Origin of the sequence: Corallococcus exiguus, from assembly GCF_009909105.1 — a bacterium.
Lineage (GTDB): Bacteria > Myxococcota > Myxococcia > Myxococcales > Myxococcaceae > Corallococcus > Corallococcus exiguus.
Genome location: NZ_JAAAPK010000003.1, coordinates 928,628 through 955,567, shown reverse-complemented (window position 1 = coordinate 955,567; position 26,940 = coordinate 928,628). Strand labels below are relative to the sequence as shown.

Here is a 26,940-nt window from a genome sequence, read left to right as displayed (position 1 = left end):
GAGCCGAGGTGAAAGTCATTGCACCAGGAGCCCTCGCTTGACCTCCATGCCCCCTTCCTCCCGGGTCACCGGCACCGAATACGAACGCCTGCTCGCCAGCCTTCGGCGCAAGAGCCCCTGGGCGCTGGAAGGCCGGAACACAGCGGTGGCGCGGGAGGGTGGGGACGTGGCCGCGCGCGTGCCGGACTCCCGGGTCGACCACGGTCCATGGCGCTCGGTGGTGGACGTCATCGTGGAGCAATGCCGGCTGCACGCGGACCGCGTGGCGCTCGCGGACGGGACCACTGAAACAACCTATGCGCGACTGGACGCGCGCACCCGCGCCCTGGCCTCGAACCTGCGGGCCCGCGGTATCGGGCGGGGTGACGTGGTCACGCTCGTGCTGGACCGGGGCCCTGCCTTCGTTGAGCTCGCGCTCGCGGTCTGGAGGGTGGGCGCGGCCTACCTTCCGCTGTCGCCATCGCATCCGCGGGCCTGGCGGGAGGACATCGTTCGCAGGGTCGGTGCGGCGCTCGTGGTCGGTTTCTCGCCGGACAGCGCGGTGCCAGGGGTCCCCTTCCTGGATGCAGGGGCCGAAGTGGGCTCCATCGCGTCGCGGGAGGACGACGCGGTGCTCGTTCCGGAGGACCTCGCGTACATCATCTGCACGTCCGGTTCGACGGGTGAGCCCAAGCTGGTGATGAGCGAGCATCGCGGGGTCGCCAACCTCCTGCACGCCCAGCGGGACTTCCTGGGCGCGTTGGGGCCGGACACGCGCGCGCTCCAGTTCTTCCACCCGTCGTTCGACGCGTCCCTGTTCGACGTCCTCCTGGCGCTGCCCAACGGCGGGCGGCTGGAGACCCTGGATGCGGCACAGCTCTCCGGCGAGCCGCTGGCCCAGGTGCTGGTGCGTCGCCGCATCACCCACGCGGTGCTGCCCGCGACGGTCCTGCGCACGCTGCGACCGGGGGGCTTCCCCGACCTCCAGATGCTGATGAGCGTGGGGGACGTGTGCTTGCCGGAGACCGTCCGGCAGTGGGGCTCGCAGCACCGCTTCATCAACGGCTATGGCCCCACGGAGGTGACGGTGGCCAGCACGCTCCAGGCCGTGCGCTCCGTGGACGGCGAGCGCGTGCCCATTGGCCGCCCCATCTCGAACTACCACGTGGTCCTGCTCGATGAGCACCTGCACCCCGTCCCTGACGGAGTCCCGGGTGAGCTGTGCTTCGGAGGCGACGGGGTCGGACGCGGTTACCTGGGCCTGCCGGGCCTCACCGCCGAGCGGTTCATTCCGGATGCGTTCGGCCCGCTGCCGGGAGGACGGCTGTACCGCAGTGGCGACCTGGGCCGGTGGCTGCCGGACGGCACGCTGGAGTTCCTGGGCCGCCGCGACGACCAGGTGAAGATCCGCGGCGCGCGAATCGAACTGGGTCAGGTGGAGGCAGCCCTGGCCGCGCTGCCGGACGTGCGGGACGCGGTGGCGCTCGTCGATGGCACGGGGGAGCGGCTGCTGGGCTACGTGATGCCGGTCGCCGGAGCGGTGCTGTCAGGCGACGCGGTGCGCGCGGAGCTGCGCCGCCGGCTGCCCGGCTATCTGGTGCCGGACGTGATGGTGGTCGTGGACGCGTGGCCGCTGAACACGAGCGGCAAGGTGGACCGGGCCCGGCTGCCCCGTCCCCAGCGGATGGAGCGGACCGGCTACCAGCCGCCGGAATCCCCCGCCGAAGAGGCCCTGGCGGCCATCGCGGCGGCGCTGCTCGGGATGGAGCGGGTGGGGCGGCATGACGACCTGTTCGAACTGGGCGGGCACTCGCTGTTCGCGACCCAGCTCGTCGCCCGGGTGCGCCGCGTCCTGGGCGCGCAGCTGGAGTTGAGCGCGGTGCTCCAGTCGCCCACGGTCGCCCAGCTCGCGGCCGGCTTGAAGCAGGGGCAGGGTGGGGTGGACCTGGGCCCTCGCGGAGGCGAAGCGGGGGCCGCCATCGCTCCGTCGTTTGGCCAGGAGCGCGTGTGGTTGATGCACAAGCTCAACCCGGACGCGCGGGCCTACCACACGCAAGCCGTCTTCCGGCTGGCGGGGGCCCTGGACATCACCGCGCTGCACGCGAGCCTCACGGACATCGTCCGCCGCCACGACGTGATGCGCACCCGCTTCCCCGAGGTGGATGGAGAGCTGCGCTGTGAGCTGGAGCCGCCCTGGGCGGTGGAGGTGCCGCTCCAGGACTTCAGCGGCGTGGGCGAGGCCGTGCTGGAAGCGCGGGTGGGCGAGGCGGTTCGCGAGGCGGTCCAGACGCACTTCGTGTTGGCGGAGGGCCGGCCGTTCCGCTGGCGGCTCCTGAAGGTGGGCGAAGAAGAGCACCTCTTCGTGCACGTCGAGCACCACGTGGTGCATGACGGCTGGTCGTTCAACGTCTTCGTCCGCGAGCTGCTCAACGGCTACGCCGACCACGTGCGCCACGGACAGGTGCACCGCCCTCCGCTGTCCGTGCAGTACTACGACTACGCGCGCTGGCAGCGGGAGTGGGTGGGCACGGAGGCCGCGAACGCGCAGCGCCGCTTCTGGCGCAAGGCCCTGGAGGGCGCGCAGACGCAGCTCCAGCTCCCGCGCCGCGCGTTGTCCGGGACCCGGCGCTTCCGTGGGGTGGCGCCTCGGATGGAGCTGGACGCGGAGCTCGCGCGCCGGTTGCAGGACCTGGCGGACCGCAACCACACGTCCCTCTTCACCACGCTCCTCGCGGCGTTCTTCGTCCTGTTGCACCGCTACACCGGCTCGCGGGACCTCCTCGTCGGAACCGCGGTCGCGAACCGGCGCTGGCAGGACACGGAGAGCCTGCTGGGCATGCTCGTCAACACGGTGGTGCTGCGCGGACAGCTGCACGAGGACCCCACCTTCACGGAGTTCCTGGCGCGGGTGCGGCGCAACACGCTGGAGGTCTTCGACCACCAGGAGCTGCCGTACGAGCACATCTTCGCGGAGTCACCCGCGCGGCTTCAGGGCGGGCTCAATCCGTTGATCCAGACGATGTTCAACTTCCATGACTCGTCGGTGGGCTCGCTCGACGCATCCCCGCTCGACGTCACCATCGTCGAGGGCCTGAGCAACGGCTCCGCCAAGTTCGAGCTGTCCGTCGTCGCGGTGCCCCTCTACGCCGAACCGGGACACATCAGCCGTTTCGCCGGGGACCTGGTGACCATTCCCCGCTCCGACAGCACCGTGCGCTCCAGTCCCCGATCCTCCCTGAGCGGCATCCTGCTCTCGTGGGAGTTCGACTCCGACCTCTTCGAGGACTTCTTCGTCACCGGCATGCTGTCCGCGTACCAGCAGCTGCTGCGCTCCATCACCGCCGCGCCGGACACCCGCGTGTCCCGGCTGGCCTTGATGAACGAAGCGCAACAGCGCGCGCTCGTCAGCGTGGGCGCCAGGACGGAGGCTCCCTCGTATCGGGTGCATGAGCTGCTGGCGCACTGGACCCGGCTCTCGCCCGACGCTCCGGCGGTGAAGGCGGGTGCTTCCGTGCTGACGTACGAGGCACTGACACGCAGGGCGGAGACCCTGGCGCACCACCTGCGAGGCCTGGGTGTTGGCCGGGGGGCGCTGGTGGCGGTGTGCATCCACCGCTCGGCGGAGCTGGTCGTGGCCCAGCTGGGGAGCCTCATGGCGGGGGCGGCCTTCCTCTCGTTGGATCCGAAGGCACCACCGGCCTACCTGGAGTCGCTCGTCCAGGACGCCGGGGCCCACGCCCTGGTCACCACGGCGGCGCTGACGGACCGGCTCACCAGCCTCCCCACCGTCGTGCTGGATGACCTTCCGCCGAAGTCCGGTCCGCCGTTGCCCTCGGGGAGCCCGTCGGACCTGGCCTACGTCCTCTACACCTCCGGTTCGACCGGCAAGCCCAAGGGCGTTCAAATCGAACACCGCTCGGTCGTGTCGCTCCTGCACCGCACGGCCCTGGCCGAGGACCTGGGACCGGGCAAGACGATGCTGGCGATGGCGTCGGTCTCCTTCGATGTCTCGGTGCTGGAGGTCTGGGGTGCGCTGTTGAACGGCGCCGCGGTCCACTTCCTGCCGCCGGTCTGGGACGTGCCCACGCTGGCCCGGTGCCTCATCGAGGAGCGCATCACGCATGCGGTGATTCCCCCCGTGGTGTTGCCCCGGTTGGCGGCGGAGTCCCCGGAGTCCTTCGCCGCGCTGGATCGGGTGATGGTGGGCGGGGAGGCCTTTCCCCCGGAGGCGTTCCGCACGCTTCAGCGAGCGGGCTTCACGAAGCTGACGAACGCCTATGGCCCCACGGAGGCCACCGTCATGGCCAGCGCCTACAAACTCGACGAAGGGCATGATCCCGAGTCTCCGAACGTGCCCATCGGCCGGGCGCTGTTCAATGCCCACGTCGTCGTGCTCGATGCGGCCGGGCAGGTGGCGCCGCCGGGCGCAGCGGGGGAGATCTGCATCGGAGGGGACGGTCTCGCGCGGGGGTACCGGGGCAGGCCGGAGCTCACCGCGGAGCGGTTCGTGCCGGATCCGCTCGCGGCGCATCCTGGCGGGCGGCTCTACCGCAGCGGAGACCTGGGCCGGTGGCTTCCGGGAGGCATCATCGAGTTCCTGGGCCGCCGCGATGAGCAGGTGAAGGTCCGGGGCTTCCGGGTGGAGCTGGCGGAGGTGCGCGCAGCCCTGGCCGAACATCCCGGCGTGGCGGACACCCTCGCGGTCATCGACTCGCGCGCGGAGGAGCCCCGCCTCGTGGGCTACGTGGTGGCCGAGCCGGGAGTCGCGGTGGCCGCGCAGGCCGTGCGCGAGGACCTGGCGCGCAGGCTGCCAGGACACCTAGTGCCCTCGGAGGTCGTGGTCCTGGAGGCGTGGCCGTTGACCCCGCACGGAAAGGTGGACCGCTCCCTGCTGCCCACCACGGCCCCACGGAGTCCGGAAGCGCCCTTCACGGCGCCCAGGACCGAAACCGAGGTCCGCATCGCGGCGGTGGTCGCGGAGTTGCTGGGCGTGACCCGGGTGGATGTCCACGAGAGCCTGCTCGCGCTGGGCATGCATTCCTTGCAGGCGATGCGGCTGGCCTCGCGGCTGAGCCGGATGATGGGGCGCGAGGTCGGGCTCGCGACCATCCTCATGGGACCCACCGTCGCGCAACTGGCCGCCGCGCTCACCGTGGCGCCGGCCGCCTCCACCACCATCAAGCGATTGCCGCGCGCATGACGACCGCGTTTCCGATGTCCTTCGCCCAGCAGCGGTTGTGCTTCCTGCACCGGATGGACCCCACCGGCGCGGCCCACGCCACGGTCCGCTGCCACCGTGTGGTGGGGCCGCTGGACCTGCGAGCCCTGCGGGAGGCCCTGGACGTGCTGGTGGCCCGGCACGAACCACTGCGGACTGTCTTCCCCCTGGGAACGCGGCAGCACCTCTCGCCGGCTGGGCAGGCACCTCTCCACGTCGTGGACGTGGCGACCGAAGCCGAGGCCCTGCGCCACGCGCAAGCAGAGGCGGCCCGTCCGTTCGACGTGGAGCACGGACCGCTGCTGCGGCTCGCCGTGCTCCGGCTGGAGCCCCGGACGCACTTCCTGGTCTTCGCGCTGCACCTGCTCGTGGCGGACGGCGGGTCGCTTCAGGTCTTCTCCGAGGACCTGGCCGTCGCCTACCGCGCGGCGGTCCTGGGCGAACCCACGGGCCTGTCCGAACTGCCTGTGCAGTACGTGGACTGGTCCGCGTGGCAGCGCGAACAGCTCACCGCTTCAAGGCGCGAGTCCCTGTCGCGCTGGTGGCGTGAGCGGCTGTCCGGCGTCCCCTTCTTCCTGGAACTGGTCGCCCCGCGTCCCGCGCTGGGCCAGGGGCGCCGTGCGCATCGCGTGCTGCCCGCCGCCATTGTCCGGTCCGTGCACGCCCTCGCGAGCGCTGAAAGACAGACGGTGTTCACGGTGCTGGCCGCCGCGTGTGGCCTCGTGCTCGGTCAGCGTGCGGGACGTGAGCGGGTGTTGCTGGGGCTGGCCGTGGCCAACCGGGACCTGCCCGAGGTCGAGCGCGTGCTCGGGTTCTTCGTCAACACCGTCGTGCTGGAGGTGGACCTGCGCGGCGACCCCGATTTCCGCCAGTTGCTCACGAGGGTGGCCGCTTCCAGCGCGGACGCATACGCCCACAAGGACCTGCCCTTCGAGCAACTCGTCGAGGACCTGTCGCCTCCCAGGGACCCCACGCGGTCTCCGGTGGTCCAGGTGAACTTCGCCTACCATCCGCCCCACACGGCGGGAGCGCTGGCCCTGCACGGCTGCGAGGTGACGGAGCTGTTGTTGGACCTCCCCTCCGCGAAGTTCGAGCTCACCCTGCGGGTCGAGGAGCGCTCCGACGGCCTGTGCACGGTGTGGGCCGAATTCGATGAGAGTCTTTTCGACCTCGCGTTCATCGAAGGTCTGCTGGAGGCCTACGAAGAGGTCCTGCGGACCTTGAGCCCCGACGCACGCGTGACGAGCCTGCGTCCGTCCCGGACCGCGACGGAGGCACACCTGGCCCGCATCTTCGCCGACGTGCTGAAGGTCGCTTCGGTCGAACCGTACGACGACTTCTTCCGGCTCGGCGGCCATTCCCTTCAGCTGATTGAAATCGCGGCCCGGGTCCGGACCGAGCTGGACCGGGACCTGGGATTGCGTGAGCTGTATCAGCATCCCACCGTGGCGGGCGCCGCAGCCCTGCTGACACGAACAGGAGCTTCCCGATGAGCAATTCCTATCCGTTTCCCAAGGACTGGCAGCATCCGTTGGAGCCTCCCGCCGACTACAAGCGGTTGAGGCAGGAGGCCCCGGTGTGTCCGGTCCGGCTGTTCAACGGCAACACGGCATGGTTGATCAGTCGCTATCAGGACGTGCTCGCGGTCCTGAGCGATACCCGGATGGTCCTGGACTCCACGCTGCCAGGGTTCCCGCACATCTCCGCCTCCTCGGCGGCCCGGCAGGAGCGGACCCTGCCTTTCTTCTTTCGCCCGGACGCGGAGTACCGGGTGCAGCGGGCCATGCTCGTGCAGGAGTTCCTGCCCCGGCGGATGGAGGCCCTGCGGCCGCGAATCCAGCGCACCGTGGATGAGGCGCTCGACGCGATGCTGGCGGGCCCGCATCCGGTGGACCTGATGGCCGCGTTCGCGCTGCCCGTCGCCATCCGCGTCATATGCGACCTGCTCGGGGTGCCCCATGACGGCGCGGAGCGCCTGCACGTCCTCAGTCGGACCATCGGCTCCCGGGCCTCGTCACGCGAAGAGGCGACGGCGGCCCTGGCCGGACTGGATGACGTCTTCCTGGCGCTGGTGGAGGCGAACCTGCGTGAGCCCACGGACACGCTCATCGGTCGCGTCGTGTCCGAGCAGGTGGCGACGGGCAAGCTGAGCGCCCCGGATGCCGCCGCCATGTTCCATGCGCTGTTCTACGCGGGCCACGGGCCGCCCGCGTACATGTTCGGCCTGGGCACGCTGGCGCTGCTGCTCGACCCGGAGCAGCTGGCCAGGTTCCGCGCGATGGAGGACCCGGCGGCCATCACCGCGGCCGTCCAGGAGCTCCTGCGCTTCGTCAACGTCTCGCACCTGGGCCGGCAACGCGTGGCCACGGTGGATGTCACCATTGGCGGCCAGCTCATCCGCGCCGGTGAAGGCATCCTCGCCCAGCCGGATTCAGCCAACCGCGATGAGACGGTCTTCGAGGATCCGGACCGGCTGGACCTCCAACGCGAGGTGCACCGTCACTTCGCCTTCGGCCATGGCATCCACCTGTGCACGGGGCGGGCGCTGTCGCTCATCGAGTTCGAGGTGGTCTTCAAGACGCTCTTTCACCGCATCCCCACGCTGCGGCTGGCCGTGCCACCGGAGGAGATCCGCTTCAAGAAGGATGAGAACCTGCTCGGCGTGCACGAACTGCCCGTCACCTGGTAGGCGCATCAGGGGGCCAGGGCCTCGAAGCGACAGTCCATGTCGCCCAGCACCGTCTCCGGTGACGTGATGAAGTCCGTCCAGAACTCGAGCGCGTAGGTGGCGCTCTGGGGCGCGGTGAAGACATCCCGCCAGCGCACGTCCTCCCGATCCTCCAGGGTTGACGCCTGGACCGCCCCCTTCGCGTCGAGGAAGACCACATCCGGCCGGTGCTTCGCGCCCGACACCTTCCACGGGCAGTCGAGCTGGTAGCGACGTCCGGCGATGGCTTGGAACGTGTAGACGTCGTGGTCGATGACGTTGGCGATCCGGAAGGACAGCGTCTGGGGACCGTCCGGGATGGGCGTCGCCGTGTCCAGGGTGTCCCCGTGGTCGTCCAGGCCCTGGTCGTCCACCTGGAGCGTGTAGTTCCCCGTCACGTACTTCGCTTCAAGCGCGGGCGTGCCCGTCATCGCCACGGAGTGCGTCGCCTGGGACGCCTTGAAGGACGTCGAGGTGGGGAGGCCCGCGGCAGCGGGATGGGTACCGAACGGGCCCCCCGGCGCCGCGTCCTGGATCGCACCCTGGCTCTGCCCCGTGAGGGCGAAGGACACCCGGTAGTGGTGCCCGGGCTGGACGGAGAGGGCGAAGACGTCCCGGTCTCCTTGCACCTCGATCTTCCCCTGCACGGACGCGGTGCCCGCCGGGACCGGGGTGGCCGCTTCCGGAGTGCCCCCGTGGTCCTCCCGCCCCAGGTCGTTCAGCACGCAGGTGTAGGGACGGGGCGACTCGGAGAAGGAGTTGGCCTGGATGGAGGCATAGGAGATGCCCCCCAGGGATTTGATGCGGGCTTCGCCTTCGGTCTCCCGGTCGTTGACGTCATACGCGACGCCTTGGGACTTCTCCTGGCCGTTGAGGAACCGCAGCTCCCAGGAGGGATTCGGGAAGGCGCAGCCGAGCGCGTAGACGTGGTCCACGGTGGTCTCGAACGACAGCAGATCCCTCTCGCGCCAGTGCTCGCCGTAGCCCGTGAAGGGCTTCTCCGACGGCGTCCAAGGCGTCGCCCGGAGGAGCAGGTCCCCGTGGTCGTCCGGCCCGCGGTCCACCAGGCGGAACTGGAACGGCACGCGGGGGTGGCTGTTGAGCGGGAGCAGATAGAACGTGTGCACGGCGCCGCGCTCCAGCCCGGACCAGTGCCGCGGGCTGGGGGGATAGCTGGTGCTGTCGCTGTACTGGTCGGCGGAGTCGAGCCGCGTGCCCGCGGCATCCCGCAGGACCACCGAGTAGCCCAGGCTCCCCGGTTCCACCGTGAGGTCGTAGTGCCGACATCCCCGGGCGACGAAGGCGAAGTGCACCGGCACGCCCCCTCCGGGCGGCCAGGTGATGGTGTGCACTTCGTCCGAGGGCGTCAGCAGCGTGGCGCCATCCGGCACGCCCGCGTCACCCGGGTCCCCGACCGGCCCGTCGTCCGCGCAGGCGTCGTTCCCCGCGTCTGGCTGCGGCTCACTCCCCGCATCCAGACCGGCGTCCACGCCCGCATCCGCACCCGCGTCCGTGCCGGCGTCGAGCACGAGCGGCGGAGGCTCCGGCGTGGAATTGCATCCCGCACCGAGGATGAGCCCGCCGGACAGGAGGACGACGGACTGCCACCGCTGCTTCATGTTCATGACAGGGGCTCCTGGAATGGTCATGTCAGGGGGCCAGGACCTCGAAGAGGACCGTGTGGTCGACGAGGTTCTCTTGCAGATAGGCGGTCATCGCGAAGTAGTAGGTCCCCGCCGTGGGCAGGGTGAACTCCTTCACCCAGCGCGAGCCGACGTGCTGCCCGGGTGCCCGGATGGAGCGCCCCTGCGCATCGTAGAGCGTTGAGAACAGCTGCTCCCCGGTCGACGTGTCCCTCCAGTCGCCGCTGAGGCGATAGCGCCCGTTGGCGACGGCCTGGAAGGAGAGGTAGTCCGCGTCGATGAAATCAGAGATGTGCACGGTGACGGTCTGCGACGGTCCGGTCAGCGGCGTCGCGGTCTGCCGCGTGTCGCCGTGGTCGTCCAGGCCCAGGTCCTCGAACCGGAGCGTGTAGGGGGCGGACGTCCACCGCGCTCGCAGGACCCGGTCCCCCTGCACCCCCACGTAGTGGGAGGTCCCGGCCGGCTTGAAGGCCAGGACGATGTCGTCGAACCCGTCGAAATCGTCGCCCGGCGCCGCCGCGAGGACCCGACAGTCGGGCGGCGTGGCGCTGGGTTCGCAGGTCGCGCGGTAGTGGTGTCCGGGCTGGACGCTCAGTGCGAAGACGTCGAAGTCCGTACGGAAGTCGAGCCGCCCCGCGACGGAGGTCGTCCCCTCGGCGAGCGCGGTCGCGGTCTCCATGCGCTCACCGTGGTCCTCCGCTCCTTCGTCCTTCAGCCGGCACTGGTAGGCGGAAGGGGATGGGGCTACCAGGGAGTTGTTGGCCCGGACCATGGCGAGGAACCGCTCCGCTGGGGCCTTGAAGGCCGTGGAGGCCTGCAGCTCCGTGAAGTTCGCGCCGCTCACCTCGCTGACGGCGTAGCTCAGGACCGGATCAAAGAAGGACAGCCACCAGCCCTGGTGCGCGAAGTCGCAGTCCATCGAATAGACGTGGCCCGCCACGGTGGAGAACGAGAACACGTCGCGCTCCCCCGGGTGCTCCCCCTGCCCCATCAGGGGCTGCTCCGAGGGGAGCCAGGGGGATGCCGTGGTGAGCAGGTCACCGTGAGCGTCCGGCCCCTGATCCACGAAGCGGAAGACAAGGTCCCGGGTGGTGGTCTCGAATGGCGCCACCGAGACCTCCAGCGTGTAGAAGCCCTCCAGGGTGAACCCCGACCAGTGCGTGGTCAGGGGTGAATCCCCGAAGACGCCTTCCCGGCGTTCGAGGACGGCTCCGGACGGGTCCTTCAACGTCATGACGATCCGCCGCCGGTACTCCTCGATGAGGAAGTCGTAGTGCCGCCCGACCTGTCCCAGGAAGGCGAAGCGGAGCGTGACCTGGGGGTCGGTCCACGCCACGGTGCGAACGCGCGTCGCGGACGGGCGCAGGAACGTGTGGCCCTCCGGAACGCCCGGCGGCGGGGGCTCCTCGGGCCCGTCGTCCGGGCCCGCATCGGCCCCCGCGTCCACACCGGCATCCGGGCCCGCGTCCGCACCCGACCCCGCGTCCACACCGGCATCCAGACCCGCGTCGCCTCCCGCATCCACGCTCGGGCCCGCGTCCGACAGGGGAGGCTGCTCATCCGGAGTGGACTCGCATCCCGAGCCCATGAGCAGACACCAAGAAACGAGAAAGGCAGACAGCGAACGTGATTTCAAAGACATCTCATGGGCTCCCGGGACGGGGAGCACCCTAGCCGAAGAGCGCCTGGGGTTGCCACGGCCACCGTGTCCGAATTCAAGACGGCAGGCCGGCGGCGCGCGAGGGTTGGGTGCGCCGCCGGGCCCTTGCTTCAGTGCCCCCAGGTCTCTGAGTTCCAGAGCGGGGTGACGCCGTCCTTGTCATAGATGACGAGGTTGCCGTCGTTCTGGAGGATCAGATAGGCGCCCGGATGTCCCCAGCTCATGCTGGACCAGACAGACTGGCCGACTGTTGGGGTGCTCGTGCGGTAGACCACGAAGTTGCCATCGTCCTGCATGTGGGCTGACAGCGCTCCCTGGCCTCCGGTGTTCGCTGTCCACAGGGCGCTCGTCCCGAACCAGAGGACCAGGCTCCCGTCGCTCTGCAGGACGAGCGAGAACCGCCGGTCGTTCGACGACATCGACTGTCCCAACGAGAGGCTCTGGCCAGCGACGAGGATGTGCGTCCCCACGCCCACGGCCTGCCAGGCGGCGGTCACGGAGGCGATGTCGGCCGCGCTGTACCCGAGCTGCGCTGCGGCCTGCTCCGTGGCCAGCTTCGCGTCGGCGAACGTGGCCATCGTCTTGCCAAGCAGCAGCACCGTGTTGGCCCGGTGGAAGACCTGGGCCGCCTTGGCGATGCCGATTCCGCGCACGGCGATGGAGGAGCGGCCCCGTGGGTGCTGGCCGCCTTGGGACAGCAGGTAGAACGCCAGGTTGGGGATGCCCGAGCTGTAGTGGACGTCGGTGAACGGGCTGAAGGTCTGGTCGAAGTAGTCCAACGACTGCCCATCCAGCCGCGGGTCGTTCATGTAGCGGAGGGCATCGCCAGACGTGGAGGGCGTATAGATTTCCTCCGCGCACTTCCAGGTGTTGGCATTCACCACCTGGCCGTTCCGGTACCACTCGCAGACACTGCCCATGATGTCGGACATCGACTCGTTCAGGGCACCGGGCTCGGCGAAGTACAACAGGTTGGAGGTGGAGATCGTGAGCCCATGGGTCACCTCATGCGCCGTCACGTCCAGCGCGTTGACCATGCTGCCGAACGTCACGCCGTCGCCGTCCCCGTACAGCATCTGATTCTTCGAGCCGCTCCACGCCGCGTTGGCGTAGCTGTAGCCGTAGTGGACCGAGCTGACGAGCCTGGAGCCCGCGCCGTCATAGGAGTCGCGGTTGAAGAGATTCTTGTAACAGTCGTAGGTCGTCCCGAGCAGGTCGTAGTTGGTATTGACCGTGGGGTCCGCGACCGCCGCGCCGCCCTCCGCCCGGACGAGGGTTCCCGGGAGGTTCGCGGAGCCGCCGTGGTTGACGTCGTACACCGCCCGGTTCTTGAGCGTGTAGATGTTCGGCAGCCGCTGCACGACCGACCCGCTCACGGCGTTGATGATGACGTCATCATCCACCGCCATTCCGTCCTGGCTCCGCCCCATCACGTTTACGCGGTACACGAGGTCCAGCTTTTCACCCGCCGGCCAGTAGGCCATCCGGGGATTCGCCTCGACCTCGACCCGGTCGAGCCGCGCGGAGTCCTTCCTGGCCACCGCGATGGCGTCCTCGGGGCTGAGCCGCGGGGCTCGCGGCGCATCGAGATCCGCGCGAGCGTTGCCGTGGACCGCGTAGACGGCGTCATTCCTCGTGTGGAGGACGAGCGCGGCGCCCAGGACCTCGCGGCCATGCTTGCGCTGCGCATAGACGAAGTGCCGTTCGCCCATGCCATCCGTGACGACTCGCTGGAAGGCGAGCTCCGTGGGGTCCGCGTGGAACACCTTGCTCACCGCCAGGAGGGAAGGGCGCAGCGCGCTGACTTCTGCCTCCTCGGTCCGCTCCTTCCCGCCGAGCCGGAGTTGTCCGAAGTTCCCATTCGCGAACGTGGGCACATGGCCCTCGTCAGCGCCCACCACCTGGAGCTCGGAAATGGTGACGCCCAGGGATGCGTCCGGCTCGGCGCCGGTGCGCTTCTCGTGTTCTTCCGTTCCCTGGCAGGCCGAAAGGCCAACCAGGAGGCCAAGGGTCGTGAGACCCCGAAGTCGATGCGCGGTCATCATGGTGAGCTCCATGCTCCAAACCAGCTCACCCGTTAATCAAGGAAAAACATTGAACTCAAAGAGCGCGATGTGCCGCAGCGGGCAGAGCATGACGCACCACAACCTGCTTGTAGGTGGCGCCAACCTGAAGTTCCCGTGACGGACGTTTCGCGGCCCCGGAGGGCAGGAACCATTTTTTCGGGTCAGAAGGCGTTACTTCACCAGCTGGAAGTGCCACCCCTGGGGGGGGACCCATGTCGCTGAAGCTCCTGTCGCGGACGGTCGCGTCCGCCTGCGTGCTGTTCCTGCTGCCGGCGTGCCAGAGCACGGGCAATCCCATACCGCCGCCCGGTGACACACCGTGCCGTGGCACTGCGTCCATACAGACACCCGCGCGCGAGAAGTTCCTCAGGGTCGCGAAGCCGGTCCCCGGTGAGTACGTCGTCGTGCTCAAGGAGCCCCGGGAAGGGGACGTCGCGCCGGCGCCGGTGGTGGTCGCGGGGAGCCTTACCGAGCGCTTCGGAGGCAAGGCCTTCCACGTGTACGCGCACGCGCTGCGGGGTTTCGCCGCGCGCATGAACGAGAAGCAGGCCCGTGCCATGTCCGCCGCGTCCGAGGTGGAGTACGTGCAGCAGAATGCCGTGGTGACGCTGGATGAGAGCCAGTCCGGCGCGACGTGGGGGATTGACCGCATCGACCAGCGCGACCTGCCGCTCAATCAGGTCTACCTGTACCAGACGCAGGGCCGGGGCGTGCACGTGTACGTCCTCGACACGGGCCTGCGCCCCACGCATCAGGAGTTCGCCGGGCGGGCGGACATCGCCTTCGATGCCGTCGGCGACGGTCGCAACGGCGTGGACTGCAACGGCCATGGCACCCACGTGTCCGCCACGGTGGGCGGAAATGTGTATGGCATTGCCAAGAGCGCGTCGCTGCACGCCGTGCGCGTGCTGGACTGCGAGGGCTCCGGGACGACGGCGGGCGTGGTGGCGGGCGTGGACTGGGTGACCGAACACCACCAGTCCCCGGCGGTGGCCAACATGAGCCTGGGCGGCGGGGAGGACGCGGTGCTCGACGATGCCGTGCGCCGCTCCATCGCGTTGGGCGTGACGTATGTGCTGGCGGCGGGCAACGAGAACCAGGACGCGTGCAAGCGCTCTCCCGCGCGCACCGCCGAGGCCATCACCGTGGGGGCCACCAACAGCGTGGACCGGCGGGCGTCCTTCTCCAACCATGGCGACTGCGTGGACGTCTTCGCGCCCGGCGAGGGCATCCTTTCGGCCTGGACCAGCGATGACACGGCGACCCGAACGCTGAGCGGCACGTCCATGGCCACCCCGCATGTCACCGGCATCGTCGCGCTCTTCCTGGAGGCCCATCCCGGCTCCGCGCCGCAGGAGGTCAGCACCGCCATGACGGGCAACGCCACGCCGGACAAGGTGACCAACCCCGGGCGCTGCTCACCGAACCGGATGGCCTACTCGGGCTTCATCGAACCCCTGCGGGCCCCCACCGTCCGGAACGGCGGGGAGTAGGCACGCGAATTCTGCCCTGGGCGGTGAAGGTCGTGGCTGCTGCCTGGGGCGGTGGCTGGCGCACTGCTTCGCGCGGGTGCCTCGCAGTCAGGGCACGGTCACCGTCACCGGGGCGCTGCGCGCGGAGTTGCCTGCGCGGTCGTAGGCGATGGCGACAATCGTGTGCGTGCCCGACAGGCCCGTGGAGTTCCACGTGCGCGTGTACGGCGCGGTGGTCGCGAAGGGCGTCAGCGTAGTGCCGTCCACCTGGAAGGCGATGGACGCCAGGTCCATGTTGTCACTGCCGGTCGCGGAGAGCGTGACGACGCCGCTGACCTGCGCGCCATTGTAGGGGGCGGTGATGGCCAGATAGGCGGGTGGGGTGTTGTCCACGTCCACGAATCGCGAGTGGCTGGACACGTTGCCTGCGCGGTCCGTCGCCTCGAGCGAAATGGTGTGGCGCCCATCGCTCAGCACACTCGTGTCCCAGTGGATGAAGTAGTTGATGCCGCCTGACCCGGCCAGCGAGGTCAGCAGGACCGAGTCCTGGAAGATCCTCGCCACGGACACCCCCGAGCCCGACTGGACGATCGACCAACTCACGGTCGGCGTGCCACGCACGAAGTAGAAGCTGTTCTGGTTCCACTTGGGCGGGCCGGGGATGATCATGGGCGGGTTGTCGTTGATGAAGGCGGCCAGCGAATTGCTCGTGCGCAGCGACCTGCCAGGGGTCAGTGCGACGGTGTCCGACTTCAGCAGGCCCGTGGCGGCGTCCAGATGGAACTCGCGCAACTGCCAGGGCGACGCGAGGGCAATCTCATTGGTGCGAAGCTGGTTGAGCGCACTGCCGTTGGGGCGGCCTGGCGCGGCGTTGCCAGCCGTGAAGCGGTCGGTGATGGCCTGGAGCGCGGTGTTGAACGCGGCACTGCCAGGCGTCTGTGCACCCAGCGCGTGCCAGCGGTTGGCCCAGTCGAGCACGTCCATGCGCGTCTTCGCGGGCAGGTCGTATTCGAGGATGACGGTGAACTGCAGCGGGTTGCCGCCCGCGTCAAGCACGCCGTAGACGAAGCGTCCCTCGCCCGCGCTGCCCAGCGAGAGGTCCCGCACGTCCACGCGGTTGACGATGGCCAGCAGGCGCATGGGCGATTTCGTCAGGTCCAGCTTGCCGTTCGGCCGCTTCGGCCAGGCATTGATGATCTGCGGAGTGATGGAGGAGCGCGCCGAGATGAGCTGTCCGTTGACCGTCTGTCCCGTCTCCCACTGCGCGAGCCAGTTGCGCACGAAGTCCTCGGGCGCCACCGGGCCACTCATCTGCGCCATCAGTCGGCCGAAGCTCCACGCGCCATCCGCGATGCCGCTGCCCGTTGGCAGGATGCCGGACCACTGGGTGCGCGCGGGGTCGTTCACCACGCCGAGGTCTCGGATGAACAGCTCGCGCTCCGGCACGATGGGGAAAGCGCACGTGAGGTTGGCGGTCACCTGTCGGAACTGCGGCGGGCGCTCGTGGGGTGGGGGGCTCTCCGGCGTGTCCTGGAGCGCATCGCAGCTTGCGGCACCCAACACGCCTACACCCGCCAGCGCGGCAATCAAGCCGCGGGCCCATTTCGAAACCACCTTCATGTGCGTCCCCCTCGGGGTTGGGCACCCTCATGGGGATTCTGAGAGCCCGTAAGACTGTAAGGCAAAAGGCGCCAGACCGTATTCTGTCAAGGCGAGCATTGATTGCAGCCCCAGGGTGCGCTTGCCGCACCAGGACAGCCCTGACAGCGTCATGACGAATGGCTCTGCCTTCATTGAGGTAGAGCAGATGACTGCATTCGCTGACAAATCGAGAGGCCTCTTCCATGCCACCGAAGATTGGCGGTCCGAGCACGAAGCCCCTTCCATCGAGCGTCAAGCTGACCGACGGCAGGAACTATGGAATCCACCCGGAAGGCTCGATGGAGGGTGGCAAGAAGGTGCCCAAGGAAAAAGGCGCCTCGCTGTATGTCAACACCCGCGTCGCGGACCCCAAGTTCCAGCACGTCGGGGACACTCCGTCCAGGAGTCCGACCACGTATACCCAGGGCAAGGACACGTTCGAGCGCTACCAACTCCCGAAGGGGGTGAGGGACTGCGCCCATCACGCAGAGGAGGTCCTGCATGGCGCTCCGTTGCCCACGAAACACGCGGGAAATCGCTATGCGCTCGCCAGCAAGGAGAAGGTGACGGGGGAGGTGTTTGGCTACACCAACGCGGACAATCAGGGCCTTTCGAAGGCAGCAAAGGAAAAGAGTCCGCGGACCGTGGATCACCGCGCGGATCCGCGGCCCGGGGAGGCCTACGGAATCATCCGGCAGGAGGAGCCTGGAAAAGGACAGTCTCCCTTCCACTTTGCGCCCGTCGTAGCGCGGGACGGAACGCAGACCGTCACCTCGGAGCAGACCGCGGGCACGAAGGACGCGACGGCTCGCAACACCTATCCGACCATGGATATGTACCGGGTGGGCAACACGGGTGAGTCCTTCCATTCGCGCTACGCCAACAAGCAGGGCTACGGTGAGGACGCCGTCACCGTGACAACCCAGAAGTGGGGGCCGAAGACGTTCAACGAGGGCGACCCGAAGCCGGAACTGGACGCGAACCCGCGCCCGACCAAGAAGCAGAGGACGGAGTAGTCCCGCTCAAGATCACACTGACAGCGCATCAGACGGAGAGGGAAAGCTCGGGTACACGCTTGCTCAAGCCGCCCTCACAAGTCGGAGATGCCAAGGTCTTTCGCCCCTGGGGCGGGTCCATTGCCCTCATCGTCTCCGAAGACATCAGTCGCCAGCATCACGCTGAACGTATCCGACTTCTTGACCTGGTCCTGAGCGCCCTTGCCTCGGGTCCAGGGCCGATGTTGACGCGCTGGCGGCAGCTAGTCGTCGAACATCTCGAAGCCGGTCACGACACCGTTGACGCTGAATACCTGGAACTTCGAGAATGGAAGATAGGGGTACGGATAGTAGTTGAACGTCTGTGACTCGCTGCGGTTCAAGATCTCGTCAGCCGACCCCAATACCGCCTCAACATCGCTGGCAGGGCGTCCCTTGAGCCCAGCCTTCAGCGCCGTGGTGAGCTTGCTCTGATTGTACCAGGTCGTATAGGGCCCCAGCGCGGCGGATTCGACACACGCGACAACCGGGACACCGCATGTCAGCAGGGTGCCAAGAGTGAGCCAGCCTGCGTAGCGAAACGTGGTTGCGCTACTGCGGAAGAGAGGCAGTTGCTCGTCCATTGGCTCAGGTTATGACGTTCCATCGGCATCATGAAGTCCCCGGAAGGATTGGGGACGTGACGAGCGCAGTGAGGTGGGTTCCCAGTACTTCTTCAGGCGCGGCTCCGTGGCGAAATGAGCGCATGTTGTGGTTCGATGCCGCTCGATTCCCCAAGGAGAGACACGCCATGAAGAGTTTCCTGAGTGTGCTGACGGTGCTTGTCGTCCCGGTGCTGGCGGCCTGTGGTGGATTGGAACCTGTCGAGGCGCCGGAGCTGGAGCAGCAGTCGAGCGCCCTCGTCACGTGCTCACAAACCTGTCCGAATGGCTCGACGGTGTCCTGTGAGGGGAACACCTGTTCGGTGCAGGCGGACTCCGTCGAGTGCGATGGCTTCTACAACATCTGCATCCCTTCCACTCCCATCTGTGGGCTGAACAATCGCTGCAGCAAGCTCGCGGGGACCCCGTGTTCGCCTGTTGGCGGGTCGCGGAGTTGCTGCCTGCCGGGCCACCCCAATCCCAATTGCTTCTGTACGCCCCTGGGCGTCTGGGCCTGCAGCGCGCTGTGACGCGCCAACGCGGACGACCCATGTCAGCGGCCGTCCGCGTCCCCCTGCTCAGGTCTCGGCTCGCATCGAGTTCGATGCCAACCGCAAGCTCTCCCTGGTCATCAAGGAAGAGCTCGTCCAGGACCCCGTGGGGGCGCTGGCGGACGTGGGCAGGCAGCAACTGCGCTCGCTCGAGACCCCCGCCACCGTGAAGGTGCAGGCGGAAGGGACCGCTGCGGCGGGGAGCGGTCAGGCCCTCCGTTGATTCCAGGGAGGGGCCACGGGGCGGGGAGGGGGCCCCCTGCGTGGGTGGGTTGCCGGGTGCGGCCGTCGCGGGGGTCGCTACTTTGAGGGCGGGAGGTCGCGCTCCTGCCCCGCGACACGCCTGCTCATGGACCTCTACAGCGCCGCCAGGCGGATGGCCCGCCCCTTCCGGTTCACCAACCCGGCGTCCTACCGGGAGGTCCCCCTGGCGGGCCGCGGGGTGATTGGCGATGGATGCTCCTGCGCGCTTGTCCGGCCGGACGGCGTCATCGACTGGCTCTGCTTCCCCCGCTTCGACAGCCCAAGCGTCTTCGCCGGCATCCTCGATGACGAGAAGGGGGGCATCACCGGCATCACCCCCGTCGTGTGGCCCTTCGAGAGCCTGCAGCGCTACGACCCGGACACCAACGTCCTGGAGACGCTGTTCCGCTTCGAGCGCAAGGGGGCCATCCGCATCATCGACTACATGCCGTGGACCAACGACCCGCGCTCCAACGTCCACGAGGTGCACCGGAGCATCGAGTGCCTGGAAGGCCCGGTGGAGCTGAACATCGTCTTCGACCCGCGCTTCGGTTACGGGGCGTCGCGGACGCGGGTGGAGCGGGAGGAGCACGGCCTGGTCGCCCGTGGGTCGGGAGGGGAGCGGCTGGTCGCCGTGCTCAGCGGGGAGGCGGAGTGGCGGCCCTGCGAGGCGCTGCGCGGTTCACCCTGCCGGGGAGACACGGGCCTCCAGGCGCGCATCCGGATGAAGCCGGGCGAGCGGCGCTGGATGATTTTGTCGTGGGATTCCGACCGGCCGGAGCCGCTGGCCGCGTACCGGCCCTTCGACCACCTGCGGGATACGCGCCAGGCCTGGCGCGAGTGGGCGCAACAGCTCCACTACGAAGGGCCGTGGCGGCACCACGTGCTGCGCTCCGCGCTGGCGCTGAAGCTGCTGATGTACGGCCCCACGGGCGCGATGGTGGCCGCGCCCACCACCTCGCTCCCCGAGTGGATTGGAGGGCCTCGCAACTGGGACTACCGCTTCAGCTGGGTCCGCGACTCCGCGATGGCGGTGCGCGCCACCAACCTCCTCGGCTTCCAGAGTGAGTCGCGCGAATTCTTCTACTTCGTGCGCGACACGTTGCAGCGCGGTGACACGCTTCAGGTGATGTACACGCTGGACGGCGCCTCCGTGCCGCCGGAGCGGGAGCTGGACCTCCTGGGCGGCTTCCAGGGCTCGCGGCCGGTGCGGCTGGGGAACGACGCGAGGGACCAATTCCAGTTCGACACCGCGGGCGCGCTGCTCGACGCGGCGTACCTCTACGAGCGCTCCGGCGGGCGGCTGCCGCTGCGCACCTGGAGGCTGCTCCGTTCAGTCATCCAGGCCACCGCCCGCCGCTGGTGCGAGCCCGACCACGGCATCTGGGAGCCGCGCCGGGAGATGCGGCACAACGTCCACTCGAAGCTCATGGGGTGGCTGGCCCTGCGCCGGGGGCAGCACCTGGCACGGCTCTTCGGGGAGACGGCGCTGGAGCAGTCCAGTGGCGCCCTGGCGGACGTCATCCGGGCGGACATCCTGCGCAACGGCGTGGACCCGGCGCGCAAGCACTTCGTCGGAGTCTACGGAGGGAACGAGCCGGACGCCGCGCTGCTGCAGTTGCCCATCGTGGGCTGCTTCCGGGGGACGGATCCGTTCATCCTGAGGACGCTCGACTGGCTGCGCGCGGAGCTGGGGGCGGGCCCGTTCTTGCGCCGGTACCGGATGGATGACGGGGTAGGGGGGCCGGAGGGAGGCTTCATCCTCTGCGGCTTCTGGCTGGCGGAGGCGCTGGCGCTGGCCAATCGCATCCAAGAGGCCGAGGACGTCTTCGTCGCGCACGCGGAGGCGTCGAACCACCTGGGATTGCTGGCGGAGGAGATCCACCCGCTGACGCGCGAGCAGTTGGGGAACTTCCCACAGGCCTTCAGCCACCTCGGCCTCATCAGCGCCGCCGCGCGCATCGACCGCGCGCTCAGGCTCCGTGACGAGGGGCAGTCAGAGCCCCCGCACCTCCTGGAGCCCGAGCCGCCGTCCATTGAGTGACCCTGGTGTCCTTCTTCTCGTTATTGTGAGAGTAGTCCGAATTTATTAAAATACACTGGAATTCGTCTTGCTGGCTTTGTCTAATGCCGAACGCAAAACCTGCTCATCCAGTGGAGCGACTGGAACTGCTCCCAATACCAGACCGGTTCGGATCCCACCGCCCGGTTTCCGGCAGGGAGACGCGCGCGGCCTGATCGTGAATCAGCGGATGTACATCGCCAAGCAGACGAAGATCGTCGAAGAAACGATTCCGCGGAGCCTCGCGGCCATAGAGGTGGGGAACATTCTCTTCAAGCGGGGATACCGCGAAGGAGACACGCTGTACAGGGTCGGCAAGGAGACCTGGACCGACGTGATGCGTACTTCCTCCGGAAGGGCGGCCTTCATTCCGCCGGAGTACTCGCGCAGTTCGGCCGCGATGTAGAAAGGGGAGATGGGTTTCTCCTCGCACACCGGGTGGGCGGTCTGCACCGCCGCCTGCAAGAGGGCCAACACGTCGTAGGCCCGCAGCGCAACGCAGAACCCAAGCAGGGCGCCCCCGGGGAGAGCCAAGGCTTCGTACCTCCCTAGTCGTTGACCCAGCAGAACCACTTGTTGAAGGGGACATCCTGGCAATAGCACTCCCCCGGAGCGCCATTGGACCACTGACAGAAGTTCGACGTGTCATAGACACAGGGGCGGGTCTGGAGCGTCTCACAGCTGTCGAGAAGCGCCGCGGAGTCCTGACCGAGTGACTCTCCACTCTCGGCGTCCTCCGGCACTTCCGTGCCACCACAGCCCATTCCAAAGACAGAGACGACAGCGGCCATCGCGAGCCCACGAAGAAACATGATGCCACTCCCTTTCGCTGATGAGTTGTGGATGCAGGCGCCCTGAAGCTGGCGGCACGCCGCCTCTGACAGGGAATTCCCGGTCAGAGGCGGTTGCCGCGGGAACTTCAGTTGCTCAAGCAGACCCACTTGTTGAAGGGGATCTCCTGGCAGAAGCACTCGCCAAAGGTGCCATTGGCCCACTGACAGCCCGTCTCCGCCCCCGGATTACAGCGGCGGGTCTGGAGCGTCTCACAGCTGTTGGCGAGCTCGGCGGAAACCTGACCGGCCTGCATATCGCTCTCGGCACCGTCCGTTACTTCCGCGCCACCACAGCCCATTCCGAAGATGGAGACGACGGCGAACATCGCGAATCCACGAAGCAACATGTGACGCTCCTTTTCGCTGGTGAGGTGCTGATGCAACAGCGGACAAAAGGGTTGGTCAAGGTTTACATGGAAAGCCGCGATGACACTGAAAAGCTACGCACGGAGCGGTCTCCGCGGAGTGCCCGTCAGTGTTTGGCTGCGATAGGACGCTGCTTCGCACGCAGGCTCAGCAGAACGCCCGCGAGCAGCGCGGTGCCACCCAGGAGCAGCCGCTGGGTGAGGGGTTCTCCGAGCAGGAGCACCGCGCCCACTGCCGCGATGACCGGGACGCACAGTTGCACCACCGCTGCGCGCGCGCTGCTCAGGTGGGGCAGCGCTGCGTACCAGAGGCTGTAGCCCACGCCCGAGGCGAGCGCGCCTGACGTGACGGCGAGCAGCAGCCCCTTCGGGGACGGGGGTGGGGCCGCGTCCAGAGCGCGGGCGAGCAGCACGAGTGCCAGGGCCAGCGGTACGCCGCGCACGAAGTTGCCGGCCGTTGCCGCGAGAGGGTCCGTGCTCCCACGCCCCCGCAGGCTGTAGATGCCCCACGCCACGCCCGCCGCGGCCATGAGCCCCGCGCCGAGCGCATCCGGCGCGCTCGCTCCAGGAAGCGTGAGCCCCGCGAGCCCTGCGAGTGCCACCGCGAGCCCCGCCCACTCGAGCGCGCGCGGCCGCTCACCGCGCGCGAGCCCCGCCGCGAGCATGGTGAGCTGCACGCAGCCGAAGAGCAGCATGGCGCCCACGCCCGCCCCGATACGCACGTACGCGAAGCTGAAGCCGGCCGCATACACGAAGAGCGCGAGCGCAGAGGCCCAGCTCCCGTGCTCCGTCACCTTGCCGCCGCCCCGTCGGAGCCGCAGCAGCACCGCGAGCACCAGCGCTCCCGACGCAAGCCGCACCAGCGTGAACGAACCCGCGTCGATGCTGCGCGCCGCGCCACCCGAGAGGGCAGCGCGGCACAGCAGCGAGTTCGCGGCGAAGCCCAGGAGGGCAAGCAGGGTGAGGAGGGGAGTGCTCACGCGGCATCGGACATAGCGGGCCGTGTGACGCGCGTCATGTCCCACGGGCATCACGTCCTGGCTGAAGTGTTTCTGTCAACCCACGCTGCCCTCCTGCACGTCTGTTGCCCGCGCTTCGCCTCGGTGGGACTCACGAGGGAAGGGAGTACGCCGCCATGCCGAAGTGCAGCGGCGGCAGGCCTCCGCTCACGCGCGAGCCGCTGCTTGCCTGCACCCTTCCTCGGCCCTGCGAGCACCCGGCGCGCCTCGACTTCTTGGGTGACGGGAAGATGGCGCCCGTCGGCAGTGAAGGGCATGCCGCCGCCGGGCAGGGTGGAAACATCTTGTGGCGGCGGGCTTGAAGCACTCCTCCGCACGTTGGGGTGCGTGTAGGTGCGTTTTCTCTCCGATGCGTCTTGCCCGAGTCAGGGGGGCGCCCGAAAATGCCGTCCCATGCGTTTAATCCTGATGGCAGTGCTGTGTGCCTCCGTGTTGGCGGGGTGCAAGAAGGACGACTCGAAGGCCGGAGCGCTGAACGTCACCCTCGCCTACAGCGGCTTCGCGCGCGGATGCGTCACGGTGACCGCCACGGACGTGGACAACGCGGCGAACACGAACAGCCTCAACGTGGCGATCCCCGGCAACACGCCGGGCAGCGTGTCGGTGGCTGTGTACCGGAAGAAGGACTGGGGCCGCGTGCTGAGCGTGACGACGCAGCTTCATGAGGTCGACTGTTCGACCCCCGCGTTGGGCGACCCGCAGGAGAAGAAGGCGCAGGTTCCCGTGGAAGGCACGCTGGACGTGGCCTTCCTCGTGCGGGCCAACGATGCGGATGGGGACGGCTACTTCAGCAGCGACGACGCCGAGGGTGTCGTCAGCGGCACTGACTGCGAGGACGGGGATATCGCCGTGAATCCCAGCGCCACGGAGGTGTGCAACGGCAAGGATGACAACTGCACCCTCGGGGAGTCGGACGCGATCGACAAGCTGACCTGGTACACGGACGTGGACGGGGACGGCTACGGAAGCACCGAGGTGAAAGCCTGCTCCCGGCCTGCTGGGGCCTCGGATAGAGGTGGTGACTGCAACGAAGACGACGTGCAGGTCCGACCGGATCGGGCGGAGTTCCGCTGCGATGGCAAGGATGACAACTGCAATGGCATGGACGACGAGGACTTCGGCGTCGGCAATGAGTGCAAGGATGAGCTCAAGTGCGATGGCAAGCTTGCGTGTGCCAACCTGAGCCAGTCGGCATGTAAGCGACTTGACGGGGTGAATCCGGTGGTCTGGTTCGTGGACGGCGACGGCGACGGGTTCAAGGGCCAGGACGCGGGGCTGGGCTGTGAGTCGCCCGTGGATGGCGGTGTTCCCCAGTCCGAGGACTGCGACGAGAGCTCAACCTACGTCCGGAATGGGCTGGCGGAGGCCTGCGACCGGCTGGACAACAACTGCGTCGGCGGCGTGGACGAGGGGTGCACTCTCCCCGATTGGGTGACCGACGCAGGGGTTCTCGGACCTACGGATACGCTGAAGGCCATTGCCCTTTACGACCAGGGGCAGAAGGGATGGATCGCGGGCCCGAACAAGCTCGCTCATCTGGACAGTGCGAGCCCTGGCCTCAAGGAGTTCACGGATGGTTCTTGTCGAAAGTCCTGGAATGCGGCCTGGGTCGCCCAGGATAGTCGTGTCTTCGTTGTCGGAGAGGACGGGTGGCTGTCGACTCGGAAGCTTGTCGAAGCCAATGAAAAGTGTTTCACGCCTCAGGTGTCGACCGACAAGAACGAAACGGACTTCAATGGCGTCTTTGGGATTGATGACGCCGCGGTCGGTGCCACGGTCTTCGCGGTCGCGAGCAACGGAAAGATCTATCGCTGGGCTCCGCCCTACAACAACCCAGGCGATCTGGTTGAGATCGCGCAGGTCCCCGCGAACCTCCGTGCGATTGGAGGCTTGAAGTCGGTGGATTCGCTCCTGGCGGTAGGCAATGCGAACGGGGACCTCAAGGCCCAGGCCTATCGTGCCAACTCGACAGGAGCCACATGGACGGCTGAGTCGCTGGGGGCTTCGGCTACATCCTTCATGCGAGGGGTGCATGTCCTGAACGCTCATTACGCATACGCAGCGGGCGACAATGGGCGGGTCTACGAGTGGACCAGCGGAGCAGGCTGGAATGCCCTGCCGCAGCTCCCGATTCCCAACGGTGGAACGGCTGTCCCGGATATCCTGGACGTGCTCGCCTTCAGCAAGAATGGCATCTATGCGGTGACGACCGCGAACACGATTGCATTCTTCAATGGCAGTGCCTGGAGCACCGAGCACACTGCAGCGCAGACATTGAGGTCGCTGGACGGACCCAGGCCTACCCGGTTTGCCGCAGCGGGCGATGGCAGCACCGTGGTGAACTTCACGGCTCCCGAGCCGACGCCTCCCTGAGCCACCCGTGACCGGCTGGAAAGGCGTGCCGACTCCATCGGCGCGCTTTTCCCCGGGGCTCATGGTACTGGGACGCTCCAGCACTGGCAGGTCGACGCTCTTGTCCCAACCCTCGGATCGCTCTTCATCACCGGCTCACGTCTCATCGCGGGACGCCGTCCCACCGACGCCGGCGTGGAGGGACAACGTACTTCGCCTCGGTGTAGTGCTCTGGGTGGTCGTGCTGTACGCGGCCTTCCAGCCGGGGCTGATGTCGGTCGACACCATCGACCAGTACGCGCAGGGGCTCCGCGGCGTCTTCGATGACGTCCATCCGCCTCTCGGTTCGTTGCTGCTGGGCCTCAGCGGGAGGCTGGTGGGCTCTCCGTGGCTGGTCCTCGTGGGCCAGCTCCTCCTGATGGCGGGGAGCATGGCGCTGCTGGTGCGTTCACCTGATGGACGCATGCGACGCAGGGGCCTGTTCATCCTTGGGACCTTCCTGGTCGTTCCGACCGTCTGGGCGCTCGCGGTCACCCTCTGGAAGGACGTGATGGCCGCCGCGGTGCTGCTCGGCGCGGTGGCCGCGCTCAAGTGCCGCCGTCCGCTCTGGGCGCTGGTGCTGCTGATGGCGGGCACGGCGTTCCGTCACAACGCGCTCGTCGCGGCCCTGCCCCTGGCCATTCCCGTGATGTTCCAGCTGTCGCGCCCGAGGTGGCGCTGGCCGCTGCGGGCCCTGGTGCTCGCGGTCCTCGTGGCCGGACTTGCCCTCACGCCGTCCCTGATCAACCGCGCGCTGGGCGCCAGCAAGGCCTGGGCCGCGGGCCAGCTCTTCGTCTTCGACCTCGCGGGCATCTACGTCGCGCACCCCGAGCTGTTCCCGGGCTCCACCCTGGAGCAGGACACCTCCGCCCCGGAGCTGGCGCGCAGCTACTCGCCCTTCCACGTCGGGTTCCTCCTGGCGGGCGCTCCGGATGCGCGGCCGGTCCGCCTTGAAAGCCTTCCCGGCCGGCGAGACGTGCTGGTGCGTGAATGGACCCGCGTCGTCCGAGCACAGCCTGTCGCGTACGCGCACCACCGCTGGGAGACCTTCCGGCGCCTCATCGGCGCATTCGACGGGCCGGTGTTCTTCCCCTTCCAGGCGCGCATCGATCCCAATCCCTGGGGGTTCCAGCTGCCGGATCGGGGCTTGCTTCACCAGTGGCTGCGGAGGGGCGCGGACCTCGTGAGCAACTCCCTGCTGTTCCGGGGCTGGGCCTGGCTGGGGGCGCTCACCGTGCTGGCCCTTCTCTCGCTCTTCGATGTGAGACGCCGGCCGCTCGCGTTCTTCACCGCGCTGTCGGGCCTGGGCTACGGACTGAGCTACCTGGTCATCAGCATCGGCTGTGACTTCCGCTTCCTCTACTGGTCGGTCATCGCCACCTTCGCCGCGCTCGCCCTGCGGGTGACCGGGGAAGCTCCCGCGACCCAGACACCGTCCAAGTAGGTCCGGTCCG

Annotated in this window: 18 protein-coding genes; 10 read left to right on the top strand and 8 right to left on the bottom strand. The window is 68.2% G+C overall.

Annotated elements, in window-relative coordinates:
- Window positions 1-46 precede the first annotated feature (46 nt).
- The 3 genes from GTZ93_RS15335 to GTZ93_RS15325 are packed head-to-tail and all read left to right on the top strand — an operon-like array spanning window position 47 to window position 7,886.
- On the top strand, window positions 47-5,179 hold the full coding sequence (locus tag GTZ93_RS15335) for a non-ribosomal peptide synthetase (RefSeq protein WP_161662861.1): 5,133 nt from the start codon (window positions 47-49) through the stop codon (window positions 5,177-5,179).
- Entirely contained in the window at window positions 5,176-6,690 is a 1,515-nt protein-coding gene (locus tag GTZ93_RS15330) for a condensation domain-containing protein (RefSeq protein ID WP_139920076.1), read from the top strand. The genes GTZ93_RS15335 and GTZ93_RS15330 overlap by 4 nt, the downstream gene beginning before the upstream one ends.
- Entirely contained in the window at window positions 6,687-7,886 is a 1,200-nt protein-coding gene (locus GTZ93_RS15325) for a cytochrome P450 (protein ID WP_139920078.1), read from the top strand. The genes GTZ93_RS15330 and GTZ93_RS15325 overlap by 4 nt, the downstream gene beginning before the upstream one ends.
- A gap of 5 nt (window positions 7,887-7,891) precedes the next feature.
- On the opposite strand, the gene GTZ93_RS15320 is transcribed toward GTZ93_RS15325, so the two are convergent.
- From GTZ93_RS15320 to GTZ93_RS15310, 3 genes are all read right to left on the bottom strand, one after another.
- Entirely contained in the window at window positions 7,892-9,529 is a 1,638-nt protein-coding gene (locus GTZ93_RS15320) for a hypothetical protein (protein WP_139920080.1), read from the bottom strand.
- A 25-nt stretch (window positions 9,530-9,554) separates the two neighbouring features.
- Window positions 9,555-11,135 (bottom strand): hypothetical protein, encoded by a 1,581-nt coding sequence (locus GTZ93_RS15315; RefSeq protein ID WP_139920082.1) that lies wholly within the window; start codon window positions 11,133-11,135, stop codon window positions 9,555-9,557.
- A 182-nt stretch (window positions 11,136-11,317) separates the two neighbouring features.
- Complete coding sequence (locus GTZ93_RS15310; protein WP_161662832.1) at window positions 11,318-13,252, bottom strand: M4 family metallopeptidase; 1,935 nt, start codon at window positions 13,250-13,252, stop codon at window positions 11,318-11,320.
- Between the two features lie 233 nt (window positions 13,253-13,485).
- Between GTZ93_RS15310 and GTZ93_RS15305 the strand changes: the two genes are divergently transcribed.
- Complete coding sequence (locus GTZ93_RS15305; RefSeq protein ID WP_257979330.1) at window positions 13,486-14,766, top strand: S8 family peptidase; 1,281 nt, start codon at window positions 13,486-13,488, stop codon at window positions 14,764-14,766.
- An 87-nt stretch (window positions 14,767-14,853) separates the two neighbouring features.
- Here GTZ93_RS15305 and GTZ93_RS15300 read toward each other — a convergent pair whose 3' ends face one another.
- On the bottom strand, window positions 14,854-16,365 hold the full coding sequence (locus GTZ93_RS15300) for an Ig-like domain-containing protein (protein WP_139920086.1): 1,512 nt from the start codon (window positions 16,363-16,365) through the stop codon (window positions 14,854-14,856).
- Between the two features lie 224 nt (window positions 16,366-16,589).
- On the opposite strand from GTZ93_RS15300, the gene GTZ93_RS15295 reads away from it, so the two are divergent.
- Complete coding sequence (locus GTZ93_RS15295; RefSeq protein WP_139920088.1) at window positions 16,590-17,402, top strand: hypothetical protein; 813 nt, start codon at window positions 16,590-16,592, stop codon at window positions 17,400-17,402.
- A 242-nt stretch (window positions 17,403-17,644) separates the two neighbouring features.
- On the opposite strand, the gene GTZ93_RS15290 is transcribed toward GTZ93_RS15295, so the two are convergent.
- Window positions 17,645-18,004 (bottom strand): hypothetical protein, encoded by a 360-nt coding sequence (locus tag GTZ93_RS15290; protein ID WP_161662831.1) that lies wholly within the window; start codon window positions 18,002-18,004, stop codon window positions 17,645-17,647.
- Between the two features lie 167 nt (window positions 18,005-18,171).
- Between GTZ93_RS15290 and GTZ93_RS15285 the strand changes: the two genes are divergently transcribed.
- From GTZ93_RS15285 to GTZ93_RS15275, 3 genes are all read left to right on the top strand, one after another.
- The gene (locus tag GTZ93_RS15285) at window positions 18,172-18,552 is read left to right on the top strand and encodes a hypothetical protein (RefSeq protein ID WP_139920092.1); all 381 of its coding nucleotides are present in this window, start codon (window positions 18,172-18,174) and stop codon (window positions 18,550-18,552) included.
- A 370-nt stretch (window positions 18,553-18,922) separates the two neighbouring features.
- Entirely contained in the window at window positions 18,923-20,860 is a 1,938-nt protein-coding gene (locus GTZ93_RS15280; RefSeq protein WP_139921321.1) for a glycoside hydrolase family 15 protein, read from the top strand.
- Window positions 20,861-21,068: 208 nt separating this feature from the next.
- Window positions 21,069-21,284 carry a hypothetical protein gene (locus GTZ93_RS15275; protein WP_139921323.1) on the top strand — a complete coding sequence of 72 codons (216 nt, stop codon included), beginning with the start codon at window positions 21,069-21,071 and terminating at the stop codon, window positions 21,282-21,284.
- A 142-nt stretch (window positions 21,285-21,426) separates the two neighbouring features.
- On the opposite strand, the gene GTZ93_RS15270 is transcribed toward GTZ93_RS15275, so the two are convergent.
- The 3 genes from GTZ93_RS15270 to GTZ93_RS15260 all read right to left on the bottom strand — a co-directional run bounded on the left by GTZ93_RS15270 (window position 21,427) and on the right by GTZ93_RS15260 (window position 23,056).
- Window positions 21,427-21,690, bottom strand: a complete 264-nt coding sequence (locus GTZ93_RS15270) for a hypothetical protein (protein WP_139921325.1) — start codon at window positions 21,688-21,690, stop codon at window positions 21,427-21,429.
- A gap of 107 nt (window positions 21,691-21,797) precedes the next feature.
- Window positions 21,798-22,058, bottom strand: a complete 261-nt coding sequence (locus GTZ93_RS15265) for a hypothetical protein (RefSeq protein WP_120580438.1) — start codon at window positions 22,056-22,058, stop codon at window positions 21,798-21,800.
- A 125-nt stretch (window positions 22,059-22,183) separates the two neighbouring features.
- On the bottom strand, window positions 22,184-23,056 hold the full coding sequence (locus tag GTZ93_RS15260; RefSeq protein ID WP_139921328.1) for a DMT family transporter: 873 nt from the start codon (window positions 23,054-23,056) through the stop codon (window positions 22,184-22,186).
- Between the two features lie 432 nt (window positions 23,057-23,488).
- Here GTZ93_RS15260 and GTZ93_RS15255 point away from each other — a divergent pair, with 432 nt between their 5' ends.
- Together GTZ93_RS15255 and GTZ93_RS15250 are read left to right on the top strand one after the other, a co-directional pair.
- Complete coding sequence (locus GTZ93_RS15255) at window positions 23,489-25,468, top strand: putative metal-binding motif-containing protein (protein WP_139921331.1); 1,980 nt, start codon at window positions 23,489-23,491, stop codon at window positions 25,466-25,468.
- Between the two features lie 214 nt (window positions 25,469-25,682).
- Window positions 25,683-26,930: a hypothetical protein gene (locus GTZ93_RS15250; RefSeq protein ID WP_186820053.1), complete on the top strand. Its 1,248-nt coding sequence runs from the start codon at window positions 25,683-25,685 to the stop codon at window positions 26,928-26,930.
- Window positions 26,931-26,940 lie beyond the last annotated feature (10 nt).

What these genes read in the sequence shown, in the direction of transcription:
- GTZ93_RS15335 (WP_161662861.1), top strand. Translation starts at nt 47, where the DNA reads ATGCCCCCTTCCTCCCGGGTCACCGGCACCGAATACGAACGCCTGCTC.
- GTZ93_RS15330 (WP_139920076.1), top strand. Translation starts at nt 5,176, where the DNA reads ATGACGACCGCGTTTCCGATGTCCTTCGCCCAGCAGCGGTTGTGCTTC.
- GTZ93_RS15325 (WP_139920078.1), top strand. Translation starts at nt 6,687, where the DNA reads ATGAGCAATTCCTATCCGTTTCCCAAGGACTGGCAGCATCCGTTGGAG.
- GTZ93_RS15320 (WP_139920080.1), bottom strand. Translation starts at nt 9,529, where the DNA reads ATGAACATGAAGCAGCGGTGGCAGTCCGTCGTCCTCCTGTCCGGCGGG.
- GTZ93_RS15315 (WP_139920082.1), bottom strand. Translation starts at nt 11,135, where the DNA reads ATGGGCTCGGGATGCGAGTCCACTCCGGATGAGCAGCCTCCCCTGTCG.
- GTZ93_RS15310 (WP_161662832.1), bottom strand. Translation starts at nt 13,252, where the DNA reads ATGATGACCGCGCATCGACTTCGGGGTCTCACGACCCTTGGCCTCCTG.
- GTZ93_RS15305 (WP_257979330.1), top strand. Translation starts at nt 13,486, where the DNA reads ATGTCGCTGAAGCTCCTGTCGCGGACGGTCGCGTCCGCCTGCGTGCTG.
- GTZ93_RS15300 (WP_139920086.1), bottom strand. Translation starts at nt 16,365, where the DNA reads ATGAAGGTGGTTTCGAAATGGGCCCGCGGCTTGATTGCCGCGCTGGCG.
- GTZ93_RS15295 (WP_139920088.1), top strand. Translation starts at nt 16,590, where the DNA reads ATGCCACCGAAGATTGGCGGTCCGAGCACGAAGCCCCTTCCATCGAGC.
- GTZ93_RS15290 (WP_161662831.1), bottom strand. Translation starts at nt 18,004, where the DNA reads ATGGACGAGCAACTGCCTCTCTTCCGCAGTAGCGCAACCACGTTTCGC.
- GTZ93_RS15285 (WP_139920092.1), top strand. Translation starts at nt 18,172, where the DNA reads ATGAAGAGTTTCCTGAGTGTGCTGACGGTGCTTGTCGTCCCGGTGCTG.
- GTZ93_RS15280 (WP_139921321.1), top strand. Translation starts at nt 18,923, where the DNA reads ATGGACCTCTACAGCGCCGCCAGGCGGATGGCCCGCCCCTTCCGGTTC.
- GTZ93_RS15275 (WP_139921323.1), top strand. Translation starts at nt 21,069, where the DNA reads ATGTACATCGCCAAGCAGACGAAGATCGTCGAAGAAACGATTCCGCGG.
- GTZ93_RS15270 (WP_139921325.1), bottom strand. Translation starts at nt 21,690, where the DNA reads ATGTTTCTTCGTGGGCTCGCGATGGCCGCTGTCGTCTCTGTCTTTGGA.
- GTZ93_RS15265 (WP_120580438.1), bottom strand. Translation starts at nt 22,058, where the DNA reads ATGTTGCTTCGTGGATTCGCGATGTTCGCCGTCGTCTCCATCTTCGGA.
- GTZ93_RS15255 (WP_139921331.1), top strand. Translation starts at nt 23,489, where the DNA reads ATGCGTTTAATCCTGATGGCAGTGCTGTGTGCCTCCGTGTTGGCGGGG.